This is a genomic window from Flavobacterium terrigena, assembly GCF_900108955.1.
GTDB classification, from domain to species: domain Bacteria; phylum Bacteroidota; class Bacteroidia; order Flavobacteriales; family Flavobacteriaceae; genus Flavobacterium; species Flavobacterium terrigena.
Map to the genome: position 1 here is coordinate 134,873 of NZ_FNYA01000006.1, position 11,978 is coordinate 146,850.

Here is an 11,978-nt window from a genome sequence, read left to right on the forward strand (position 1 = left end):
TAATTAAAACGAGACGGGATTTTGTTTTTTATAAAAACGTATAATTAGTTTTTAATAATTTTTTCAGTTGAAACTCCTTTATCAGTTTCAATTGTCATTAAGTAAATTCCAGCTGTTAAATCTGATAAATCTATTTTAGAATTTAATATTTCATTAGAATTTCCAGTTTTAACAATTCTTCCATTAATATCTGTAACTGTAATAGCATTAATTTGTGTATCAACTACATTGATTGAAGCAAAATCAACTACAGGATTTGGATATACTCTTGCGAAAGATGCTTCAACAGAATTAAAAGCTGCATTTCCTAATAAGTTTTCAGTAGCACTTGCTCTTACAAGTAAATTATCATATTTACAAGTTGCAGAAACAGCATTTGTTGCTCCAGCTACTTGAATAAAATCTATCTCACTAGGTGCTGTTGTACCAGTTGCAGGTACTGCCCCAGTAGTACCAACATAAAATCCTGGTCCTTTCCAAATTACTTGTCTTGTTGTAGTGTTATAAGAAATACCAATTTTAACCCAAGAACTTGCAGGTAAATTAACAACTGCATTTGCTGCACCTAAATTAAATGTATATACATCAACTGGATTAACACCATTATTAGGGTCATACCAGGCAAGTGCTGTTAGCGCTTTTGTTTCTAAACTATATGTAAACCCACCTAAAATAGTACTACCATCGCTGTTATAAATATAAAATCTTGGATTGTTTTTACTTGTTGTAGCGCCTCCAGTATACATATCAAATTGTATATTGATAACATTGTTTCCAGCAGTTCTTGCTGCCCAAGCAGTAGCAACATCTTTAAATAAAAATTTATTTCCAGTAGCTGTTGCAGAACCAGTAATTTGAATAACATTTCCTTGTGCAGGAACGTCAGCTACAATTTGATAATCTGAATTTGCTCCACCTAATGTGTAGTATCCACCTTGTCCAGCTGTTAGGCCAGTAACGGCTGTTCCAACATTACCAATAGTATATGCAGTACAATTATCGAAAATAAATTCTTGAGCATTTGTTAAAGAAAATGCACTTAAAGCAGTACATAATAAAAGTAATTTTTTTGTCATCTTGTTTATTTTTTAAGTTTAGCCAAATTTAGATTATTTTTTTTTTAAAAAATAACTTTAACATATTTTTATCGTTAACTTATTTAATCTTTAACTTTTTTATTAAAAATAATAAGATTTATAAATAAAAAATCCCGAAGAAATTCGGGATTTTAAATTATTTTTTTAGTTCAATTTTCTTCTATTTCTTTCGGAAATTATTAATGCTAATTCCCTTCCTGTTTGTCCAGCAACTGAGGTGTTTTCTTGTGCACGTCTAATCAAATATGGCATAACATCTCTAACTGGTCCGAAAGGTAAATATTTGGCCACATTATATCCGTTTGCAGCTAAGTTATAACTGATGTTATCACTCATTCCATATAGTTGTCCAAACCAAATTCTTGGATCGTTTTTCACAATTCCTTTTTGTTCCATTAATTCCATTAACAGATATGAACTTTCTTCATTATGAGTTCCAGCAAAAATGGCCATTTCATTAATATTGTCTAACATGTAAGTTAAACCAGCATTAAAATTATCATCAGTAGCTTGTTTGCTTGAGCAAATTGGGTTTTTATATCCTTTTTCTTCAGCACGTTTCGCTTCTTTTTCCATATAAGCACCACGAACTAATTTCATTCCAATATGATATCCTTTTTCTTTTGCTCTACCATGTAAAGCTTTTAGATAAGGAACTCTGTCCCAACGATATAATTGTAATGTATTAAAAATCAATGCTTTTTTAGTATTGAATTTCTCCATCATTTTTTCGGATAAATCATCAGCAGCATCTTGCATCCAAGTTTCTTCACCATCAATTAAAACCTGAACATCATTATCATAAGCGTATTGGCAAATTTTTTCAAATCGAACTACTACTCTATTCCATTCGTTTTGTTCGCTTGAACTTAAAGGTAATTTTGCACCAACTTTTTCATACAAATCAATTTTTCCTAATCCTGTTGGTTTGAAAACAGCAAAAGGAATCGCTTTGTTTGCTGCAGCAAAATCAATGGTTTTTAAGGTCATTTTCAAACACGCATCAAATTCTTCTTCGTCTTCTTTTCCTTCTACAGAATAATCTAAAACAGATGAAACACCTTTAGTGTACATGTTTGCAACTACTTTTAAGCAATCTTGCTCACTTACACCACCACAAAAGTGATCAAAAACAGTTTTTCTAATTATACCTTCAACTGGTAGATGAAATTTTAAGGCAAAGTTGGTTAGTGAGGTTCCAATTTTTACTAATGATGGTTTCCCAATCATTTGAAATAAAAAGTGCGCTCTGTTTAATTCAGAGTTAGATTTTAACGAAAATGCGTTTTCTGTGTTGTTGAATATTTTCTCCATTATAATTGAATGCAAATTTAGGAATGCAAATATACTTATTGAAGTAATGATTTCTCATATTTTTTAATTTATTTTGCAAAGAATTTTATAAAATAATCGATGAATCCTATCCAAGCCAATAATTATTCCATTTATTTTAATGATGACAGTTTTGTTTATCTAGAAAACCTTCTAAAAAAAGAAAACTACTCTAAAGTATTTGTTTTAGTAGATGAAAATACAAATGAAAATTGTTTGCCTTATTTTTTATCTAACTTACCAACTGAAATTGATATTGAAATTATTGAAATTGAAGTCGGTGAAGAAAATAAGAACATTTATACTTGTTTAGATTTATGGCATACTTTAATTGAGTTAGGAGGCGACAGAAAAAGCATTATGCTAAATTTAGGTGGCGGTGTTGTTACCGATTTAGGTGGCTTTGTCGCTTGTACATTCAAAAGAGGGATTGATTATATTAATATCCCTACTACCCTTTTATCAATGGTTGATGCTTCAATTGGTGGTAAAAACGGTGTTGATTTAGGGAATTTAAAAAACCAAATTGGTGTCATTAGAGAACCTAAATCGGTTGTAATATTAACTAAGTTTTTAGAAACCTTACCATCAAATCAAATGCGTTCTGGTTTAGCAGAAATGTTAAAGCATGGATTGATTTATGATAAAAAATATTGGGACAAATTAAAAAACTTAAATGATTTAAATACAGATGATTTAGATATTTTAATTAAAGAATCAGTTGAAATAAAAAACAAAATTGTTTCTGAAGATTTAACCGAAAATGGTATCAGAAAATCATTAAATTTTGGTCATACTTTAGGTCATGCTATTGAAAGTTATTTCTTAGAAGCTGAAGATAAAACTCCTTTACTTCATGGTGAAGCTATTGCTGTAGGAATGATTTTAGAAAGCTTTTTATCCTTAAAACTGAATTTAATTTCAAATGAAGAATATGCCGAAATTAAATACATCATTACTGATGTTTTTGAAAAGGTTGATTTTAATGAAGTTGACATTCAAAAAATTATAGATTTATTAATTTTCGACAAAAAAAATGAGTTTGGTAAAGTTCAATTTGCTTTGCTAAATAAAATTGGCGAAATTAAAATCGATCAAACTGTAGATAACTCGCTGATTTTATTAGCGTTTGAAGATTATTTACAGAATTAATATTTTTTTAAATTACATCTATTTTTAGCAATATTATTTTTACTTTTGCTAATTGTTTTTGTACTAATTTTTTAATTAAACATTTATTTTATTCTAATGAATACAAAATATTCCGATCTTATAAATCAGACTTTCTATTTTCCGCAAGAAGAATTTACTTTAAATAAAGATAATTTGCAATTTCATGGCATTGATTTAATGAAATTGGTTGAACAATATGGAACGCCTTTAAAGTTTACCTACTTGCCTAAAATTTCTGAGAATATCAACAAAGCCAAAATGTGGTTCAGAAATTCGATGGAAAAACATGGTTATGAAGCAAAATATTTCTATTGCTATTGTACAAAAAGTTCGCATTTTGAATTCATTTTAAATGAAGCTTTAAAAAACAATATTCATATTGAAACGTCTTCTGCTTTCGATATTAATATCGTTGAAAACTTAATGGAACAAGGTAAAATCAACAAAAACTCATTTATTGTTTGTAACGGTTTCAAACGTGATCAATACATTACGAATATTGCTCGTTTAATTAATAACGGACACAAAAATACGATTCCAGTAATTGATAATTATGAAGAATTAGATTTACTACAAGAACAAATTGATGGTAAATTTAAAATCGGAATTAGAATTGCTGCGGAAGAAGAACCTAAATTTGAGTTCTATACGTCTCGTTTAGGTATCGGATATAAAGACATTGTTCCATTTTACAGAAAGCAAATTGCTGATAATAAAAAGGTTGAACTTAAAATGCTTCACTTTTTCATTAATGCCGGAATTCGTGATACTGCTTATTATTGGAACGAATTAGTAAAATGTTTGAAAGTATATATTGCTTTAAAAAAGGAATGTCCTTCTTTAGATAGTTTGAATATTGGTGGTGGTTTCCCTATCAAAAATTCATTAGCTTTTGAATACGATTACCAATATATGGTGGATGAGATTTTAAATCAAATCAAAATTGCTTGTGATGAAGCAGAAGTTGATGTTCCTCATATTTTTACAGAATTTGGTTCATTTACTGTTGGTGAAGCTGGTGGTGCATTATACCAAGTTTTATATCAAAAGAAACAAAATGATAGAGAAAATTGGAATATGATTGACTCGTCATTTATTACAACTTTACCAGATACTTGGGCAATTAACAAACGTTTTGTAATGTTAGCTGTTAATAGATGGAATGACAATTACGAAAGAGTACTTTTAGGAGGATTAACCTGTGATGGTGACGATTATTACAATTCGGAACAACACATGAATGCGGTTTATTTACCGAAATATAACAAAGAAAAACCATTATATATTGGGTTTTTCAACACAGGAGCATATCAAGAAACAATTGGTGGTTATGGCGGATTAAGTCACTGTATTTTACCACAACCAAAACACATTTTAATTGATAAAGACAAAAACGGAATTTTTGCAACGGAAGTATTTTCTGAACAACAAAATGCCGAGCAAGTTTTAGAAATTTTAGGATATAATAAAAACAGAAACGAAAATAAATAATACAATGAGTAAAGGACCAATAAGTCAGTTTGTAGAGAAACATTATTTACATTTTAACGCTGCAGCTTTAGTTGACGCAGCAAAAGGATATGAAGAGCATTTATTAGACAATGGAAAAATGATGGTAACATTAGCAGGTGCGATGAGTACGGCTGAGTTAGGAAAATCATTAGCAGAAATGATTCGTCAAGATAAAATTCATATTATTTCTTGTACTGGTGCGAATTTAGAAGAAGATATTATGAACTTAGTAGCTCATAATTCATACAAAAGAATACCAAATTATAGAGATTTAACTCCTGCAGAAGAAAGAGATTTATTAGACAATCACTTTAACAGAGTTACAGATACTTGTATTCCTGAAGAAGAAGCTTTCCGTCGTTTACAACAGCATTTATACGATATTTGGAACAAAGCAGACAAATCTGGAGAAAGATATTTTCCTCATGAATTCATGTACCAAATGATTAATTCTGGAGTTTTAGAACAATACTACGAAATTGATCCAAAAGATTCTTGGATGGTTGCAGCTGCTGAAAAAAACTTACCAATTGTAGTTCCTGGTTGGGAAGATAGTACAATGGGTAATATTTTCGCATCATACTGTATTAAAGGTGAACTTCAACCGTCTACAACAAAAAGCGGAATTGAATACATGATGTGGTTATCAAAATGGTATCCTGAAAACTGTGCTGGTAAAGGAATTGGTTTCTTCCAAGTTGGTGGTGGTATCGCTGGAGATTTCCCAATCTGCGTAGTACCAATGTTATACCAAGATATGGAAATGCATGATGTGCCATTTTGGAGTTATTTCTGTCAGATTTCAGATTCAACTACAAGTTATGGTTCGTATTCAGGAGCAGTTCCAAATGAAAAAATTACTTGGGGAAAATTAGATATTGACACACCTAAATTTATTGTAGAATCTGATGCTACAATTGTGACACCTCTAATATTTGCTTATATCTTAGGTTGGTAATAAGAAAAAAAAAAGTTTAAAAAAAATTTAAATTTTAATATTTCAATACTAAATTTGACACTTAAATTGATTAAGGCACACAACAAATGAAAAGAGTAATTGTAGAGTACGCAAAATTAACAAACGAGATTTTAAACTTATTAGTTGAAAAATTTCCTGACGGATATGATGATTCGGATATTATTCGCTTCAAAAATGCTAAAAATGAAACCATTGAGGCAGTTGAAGTAAAAACCGAAGACACTATCTATCTTGTAAAAGTTAGTATGAAGTTAGCAGATAGAATTGAAAACTTTGATGAAGACGATGATTTTATTGCTCCAGAAGAAGGTGGTTTAGATGCATTAAAAGAATTAGAAATTGAAGACGACTCTGACGACGACGACGATAAAGAAGAAAAAATCGAGTTAGATGACGAAGAAGATGCTGATGGAAATAAAATCAGTGATGATTCTGACGATGATGATGAAGATGACGAAGATTAATACATAAAAAAATCCCGATAATTACTATCGGGATTTTTTTTATTTCAAATATCTGACTTTTATGATATTGATGTGATGTATTTCATGTCCAGAAATAATAAAGCCAATAGCTCTTACAGATGCTGGTGCATTGTTCGCTTGTCCAATATTTAATAGCATTTTTTCTGAAAAACTTTTAAATAAATGGATCGAAGCTAATTTCACAATTTTATATTCTTCAATTAAATCTTCTATTGTTCTATTATTTGCATCTGCAACGTCTGCGTAATCATTTTCTTCATAACCAGGAAGATTAATTTTGTCGAAACGAGCAAATCTTAAGGCTCTGTAAGCGAATATTCTTTCTGTATCGATAATGTGTTGCAAAATATCTTTTGGCGTCCACTTCCCTACTTCATATTGATATTCTAATTTTTCAACTGGCAATGATTTAAAAAAATCACAAGTTGCTTCTAATTGATTTTCTAAATTCAGAATTAAATTATCACTTGCGTTCAATGAAATGTAATATCCGTAGTATTCTGAATATTCGTTGTTGTTTAAATGTATCATAGTTATATAAAATAAAAAAGGCTTTCAAAAATGAAAGCCTAAATATATTACAATTCTTTGAAAATCGTATGCATCAATCGTTTTTTGTCGTTAATGCTTTCTTCTAATGAAATCATTGTTTCAGTTCTGTAAACTCCATCAATGTCATCAATTTGGAAGATAATGTCTTTTGCGTTTGCTGTATCTTTTGCTCTAATTTTACAGAAAATATTAAACTTTCCAGTAGTTACAGAAGCAACAGTTACATAAGGTATTTCGTTAATTCTTTCTAATACAAATTTTGTTTGAGAAGTACTTTGTAAAAATATACCCACATATGCAATAAAAGAATATCCTAATTTTTCATAATCTAAGGTTAATGAAGAACCTTGAATGATTCCTGCATCTTCCATTTTTTTAACTCTAACATGCACTGTACCAGCAGATATTAATAATTTTTTGGCAATATCTGTAAAAGGAATTCTAGTATTGTCAATTAACATATCTAAAATTTGGTGATCTACTTCATCTAATCTAAACTTACTCATAATCAATTTATTTAATCTTTTTTATACTCTAATATTTATAGTGTCGCCAATTTTAGGAAAATTTCTGTTTTCAAATTCATATAAATCATTTTTAAAATCAATAGTTTGATGTGCATAAAAATCATCTAAATTCTCTACTTGAATAATCTCTGGAATGAACTCAATTTTACCATTCTTCAAAACTTCCTTATATTGAACTGCAAATTTAATGATTTTTTCTACATTATTATCAATAATTTTGACATTTTTGAAAATAAAATCATAAAAACATTTGTTATTTTGATAAATCTGCAAATAATTGTTAAAATTCAACTCAGTTGTACTCTTTTGCGCCAAAGCAGAAATCGCAGATTTTATTGAAATAAAAACAAATTTTCTTACAATATCTCTTTGATAATCATTGTGATAATGCCCAGCTTCAAACAAAATTGTTGGATAATTTTTATGAGTAAAATAATCACCAGTGCAGTTTATGTTAAAAGAATCATCAAATCTTCCCACTTGATTTGGAATGAATTTTTGAAGCTCATTATCAATTCCAGCTATAACTACTGCGGCTTTCTCTCTAACAACGTTAAATTCTCTTTCATTATTGTATGAAGCGGTTAAAAAAGACATAGTAGCAGGCTTTTTTGATTCTAACAATCCGAAAATAGTACGCTGATCGTGTAGATTAAAACAATAATCTGGATTAAAATCTTCTAAAACACTTCGTAATACTTTACTTTCAGGCTGTGTGCAATCGAAAGCATCTCTGTTTAAGTCAACTTTATTAGCATTTTCTCTTGTGTATAATATTGCTCCGTCCGGATTTAAAATTGGTATTATATATAAGGAGTAGTTTTTAGATATGTTTTCAAACTCATTTTTATCTAAATTCAAATAGTTTAAATAATCAATTAAACCTTTTGTTGTTGTTGCTTCGTTTCCATGCATTTGCGACCAGGCCAGAATTTTGGTTTTTCCTTCACCAAATTGAATGGCTTTTATAGGATTGTTTTCTACAGAAAATCCAATAGTAGAAATTTTAAAACCAGAATGTAAAGTCTCTAAAAATGAATCGATATGATTCATAGTAACATATCGTCCTAATATATTACTATATAAATATTCAGTTGCTAATTGTAAATTATCTTTCATGTTACAAATGTAAATATATTTGGTTTTACATTTGTAAACTAACAAAACAAATCAACTGTAAACAATTGTAAACAATAATAATCACTAAATACTAAGATTAATTGACAAATGTAAATCAATTTAATTATTAAAACATAAAATACTAATTATTAATAAGTTATATCGTTTTAAATAAACTTATTGTTGATGCTGATGAAGTTGTTTTAAACATATTTACAATTGTAATTTACCATTATATGAATTATTTTATTACATTTGTAAACATAATTTACAATTTAAATTACCATGATAAATACGGACGATTTTGTGAAACGATTAGAAACCATTTTTGATTATTATGGACTAACTGCTTCTTCATTTGCAGATAAAATCAACGTACAACGTTCGAGCATTTCTCACCTATTGTCAGGAAGAAACAAACCGAGTTTAGATTTTATCTTAAAAGTTATAGAGAATTTTCCTGATGTAGAATTATTATGGTTATTAAATGGAAAAGGAAATTTTCCGAAAGGTGAAAATTATAATCCAGAAAAAATGGAGATCACTCCTATTCAAAAAAATGAAAAAGAAGAAGAAATAAATTCATCAGATTTATTTTCGAATAATGTGTCATCAATCGAAAATGAAAAAAATCGTGTATTTGAAAATATTTCTAAAAAATTTTCAAATACGGAAGTTTTCAATAATCCGACAAATGCACTAAATAACAATTCAGATATTGAACAAATTGTTATTTTTTATAAAGATGGAACTTTTAAAACCTATTCGCAAAAAAATCCCAACCTGAAATAAATCAAATTGGGATTCTCTCAAAAAACTTAAACTATTATTTTCTTATTAAATAAACAGATGAAACTCCGGCTTCAGTTCTGCTATTTAATGGCATAGCGTCACTAGTACTAGTAGGTAATGCAAAAGTTAATACTTTCCCACCTGAATTTAATCGCTCTGCAATGTAAATGTAATTTTTATCGCTATCGTATGCAACATCAACTGGATTTCCTAATGTAGAGTTTGGGCCGTAAATTCTAACTTGATTGGTCATAGCAATTGTTCCTAAGTTTGCTGTTGCGTTAATTTTTGCTGAAAAGTCGTTAATAACAATAATTCCACCATCACTATCAGAAGCTGCATTTCCAACATCAGTTAAAATCATTCTATTATCTGATGTGGAAAAAGTAATTCCGTGAGTTCTTACTAAGCCTTCAATTGTAACTCTTTTAGTTGGTAAAATGCTTCCATTCGGATTTGAAAAAAAGTTGTCGAAAACCAATAAATCACTAGATAAATCAGCAACAGCGTATAAAGTTGTACCTTCAATATGAATTCCCCAAACTTTAAAGTTTAAGGTGTATGAGTTTAATAATGTAAAACCAGCACTAGTTTTTCGATATACAATAAATTTATTTACATTACCATTTGCAGCGTTTTGATCTTGAGTAACGATAACTTTATCGCCAGAAACGGCAATTTCTCTTGGATTATTGAAATCGGTATTAGCAGTTGAAGCTTGTAAAAGTAAAACATCAGTGTCGTTAGCTACTGAGCTATTTAATCCTTTATATAATTGTAAAGTGTTGTTAGTTCTTGAAGCTAACATTAGTTCGTCTGTTTCGCTATTAAAATAGGCTCCATCAGCATCTAAACCATTAATGGTTAGTGATTTTGCAGTTGTTGTAGATTCTAATAAGTTAGTGAATGAAACTTTCCCTGTAGTGTTACTTGTTGTAATTAATTTTAATTCAGGTTTAGTCATTGGTTCCATTGGTGTCGTTTCGTTATCTGAACATGACGTTAATAGAATTGTTAAAGCGGAAATTGATAAAATAATTCGTTTCATAGTATTTAGTTTTTAAAGTTATATTTGTATATACGTAAAACTTTATACTATGGTTTTAAAATAATATTTTTTTTAAAAATAACTATTCTCGGGTATTTTTCCTTTTACATCTTTAAATAGACTTTCTAGATATTTTGAATCTTTTTCATAATCATTTGTAATGGTAAAAGGCTCGAAAATAATAACTTGCTTATTAGCGTAATCAAATCCAATAGGGATAATTGGTACATTCGCTTTTTGAGCAATATAATAATATCCTGATTTCCATTGTGTTACTTTTTTTCTAGTTCCTTCTGGAGATAGAGACAATCTGAAAACTTCTTTGGTTTCAAATATTTTAGCAATGGCGTCAACTTTATTTTCTGTTTTACTTCTATCCAAAGGAGTTCCGCCCATCCATTTTAAATATGGACCTAATGGAAATTTGAATAATTCTTTCTTAGCTAAGAAATTAATTTCAACTGGAAAAGTTCCTCTAAAGAAAACACCCGTAAAAAAATCGAACCAACTTGTATGTGGAACCACAATTATAATGCATTTTTTTATGCTGGTATTGAAAGTGCCTTTCACTTTCCAACCCAATAATTTAAAAAATATAAATCGGTAAATTATTTGTTTCATTCTTGTAAATTTGGACAGCAAAAATATAGTATATTTACTTAAATTACAGCAACATGTTGAAAAAAATACTTAGTTACCTCTATCCTATTACAGTTTATAATAAATCGTCTAAAATTAGTCAGTCGTTAGAAGTAACTTTGTATAATGGTAAAACGTTGTTGAACACTAAAAACACCAATTATTCTTTCGGTAGTTTGCAAACAGTTCTCAAAAAAGGACTTATAACGATTGGTAGATTTGAAATTAATAGAATGGATAATGTTCTTGTTTTAGGAGTGGCAGGCGGAAGCGTTGTTCAGACACTAATTAAAGATTTTTCGTTTACCAAAAACATTACTGGTGTTGAGTTAGATGCTGAAGTAATTGAAATTGCGAATTCATATTTTGGTTTAAATAAAGTTAGTAATTTTAAATGTGTGATTGACGATGCAGAACAATTTGTTTCAACTAGTAAAGATTCTTACGATTTAATAATAGTAGATATTTTTAAAGATACAGAAATGCCAGGATTTTTATTTGAGAAAAACTTCATAGATAATGTAAAACAATTACTTCAAAAAAATGGTTATATCATCTTTAATATGATGGTTTTAGATAAAAGTAAAAAAGATAAAATTGAACTTTATTTAGAATATTTTGAAGATGAAAATTTTTCAAAAAAAGTACTAAAAAATGTAGAACGTTATAATGATTTAATTATTATTAAAAGGTTATAAGAAACCCTTTCACTACAAAAAAATA

The 11,978-nt window shown here is 28.9% G+C and carries 13 protein-coding genes; 6 read left to right on the forward strand and 7 right to left on the reverse strand.

The window, feature by feature from the left end; genetic code table 11:
- Positions 1 to 44: 44 nt before the first annotated feature.
- The gene (locus BMX42_RS10940; RefSeq protein ID WP_091313812.1) at positions 45 to 1,076 is read right to left on the reverse strand and encodes a T9SS type A sorting domain-containing protein; all 1,032 of its coding nucleotides are present in this window, start codon (positions 1,074 to 1,076) and stop codon (positions 45 to 47) included.
- A gap of 165 nt (positions 1,077 to 1,241) precedes the next feature.
- Positions 1,242 to 2,411, reverse strand: a complete 1,170-nt coding sequence (locus BMX42_RS10945) for a proline dehydrogenase family protein (protein ID WP_091313815.1) — start codon at positions 2,409 to 2,411, stop codon at positions 1,242 to 1,244.
- Positions 2,412 to 2,510: 99 nt separating this feature from the next.
- On the opposite strand from BMX42_RS10945, the gene aroB reads away from it, so the two are divergent.
- From aroB to BMX42_RS10965, 4 genes are all read left to right on the forward strand, one after another.
- Positions 2,511 to 3,581 (forward strand): 3-dehydroquinate synthase, encoded by a 1,071-nt coding sequence (aroB, locus tag BMX42_RS10950; RefSeq protein WP_091313818.1) that lies wholly within the window; start codon positions 2,511 to 2,513, stop codon positions 3,579 to 3,581.
- A gap of 96 nt (positions 3,582 to 3,677) precedes the next feature.
- The gene (locus BMX42_RS10955; RefSeq protein ID WP_091313822.1) at positions 3,678 to 5,093 is read left to right on the forward strand and encodes a type III PLP-dependent enzyme domain-containing protein; all 1,416 of its coding nucleotides are present in this window, start codon (positions 3,678 to 3,680) and stop codon (positions 5,091 to 5,093) included.
- A gap of 4 nt (positions 5,094 to 5,097) precedes the next feature.
- Positions 5,098 to 6,072 carry a deoxyhypusine synthase family protein gene (locus BMX42_RS10960; RefSeq protein WP_091313825.1) on the forward strand — a complete coding sequence of 325 codons (975 nt, stop codon included), beginning with the start codon at positions 5,098 to 5,100 and terminating at the stop codon, positions 6,070 to 6,072.
- 86 nt (positions 6,073 to 6,158) lie between these two features.
- Positions 6,159 to 6,557 (forward strand): DNA primase, encoded by a 399-nt coding sequence (locus BMX42_RS10965; RefSeq protein ID WP_091313828.1) that lies wholly within the window; start codon positions 6,159 to 6,161, stop codon positions 6,555 to 6,557.
- Between the two features lie 39 nt (positions 6,558 to 6,596).
- Here BMX42_RS10965 and BMX42_RS10970 read toward each other — a convergent pair whose 3' ends face one another.
- Genes BMX42_RS10970 through BMX42_RS10980 form a run of 3 tightly spaced genes read right to left on the reverse strand, consistent with a single transcriptional unit; the run spans position 6,597 to position 8,776 of the window.
- Positions 6,597 to 7,109, reverse strand: coding sequence for a DinB family protein (locus tag BMX42_RS10970; protein ID WP_091313830.1), 513 nt, complete (start codon positions 7,107 to 7,109; stop codon positions 6,597 to 6,599).
- 47 nt (positions 7,110 to 7,156) lie between these two features.
- Positions 7,157 to 7,636, reverse strand: coding sequence for an Lrp/AsnC family transcriptional regulator (locus BMX42_RS10975; RefSeq protein WP_091313834.1), 480 nt, complete (start codon positions 7,634 to 7,636; stop codon positions 7,157 to 7,159).
- A 21-nt stretch (positions 7,637 to 7,657) separates the two neighbouring features.
- Entirely contained in the window at positions 7,658 to 8,776 is a 1,119-nt protein-coding gene (locus tag BMX42_RS10980; protein ID WP_091313838.1) for a M14 family metallopeptidase, read from the reverse strand.
- A gap of 285 nt (positions 8,777 to 9,061) precedes the next feature.
- Here BMX42_RS10980 and BMX42_RS10985 point away from each other — a divergent pair, with 285 nt between their 5' ends.
- Positions 9,062 to 9,568 (forward strand): helix-turn-helix domain-containing protein, encoded by a 507-nt coding sequence (locus tag BMX42_RS10985; protein WP_091313841.1) that lies wholly within the window; start codon positions 9,062 to 9,064, stop codon positions 9,566 to 9,568.
- Between the two features lie 34 nt (positions 9,569 to 9,602).
- Here the strand turns inward: BMX42_RS10985 and BMX42_RS10990 are convergent, their stop codons facing one another.
- Positions 9,603 to 10,616, reverse strand: a complete 1,014-nt coding sequence (locus BMX42_RS10990; protein WP_091313844.1) for an LVIVD repeat-containing protein — start codon at positions 10,614 to 10,616, stop codon at positions 9,603 to 9,605.
- Between the two features lie 72 nt (positions 10,617 to 10,688).
- A complete protein-coding gene (locus BMX42_RS10995) occupies positions 10,689 to 11,237 on the reverse strand; it encodes a 1-acyl-sn-glycerol-3-phosphate acyltransferase (protein ID WP_091313847.1) in 549 nt (182 codons plus the stop codon).
- 53 nt (positions 11,238 to 11,290) lie between these two features.
- On the opposite strand from BMX42_RS10995, the gene BMX42_RS11000 reads away from it, so the two are divergent.
- Positions 11,291 to 11,953, forward strand: coding sequence for a spermidine synthase (locus BMX42_RS11000; protein ID WP_091313849.1), 663 nt, complete (start codon positions 11,291 to 11,293; stop codon positions 11,951 to 11,953).
- Positions 11,954 to 11,978: the final 25 nt, after the last annotated feature.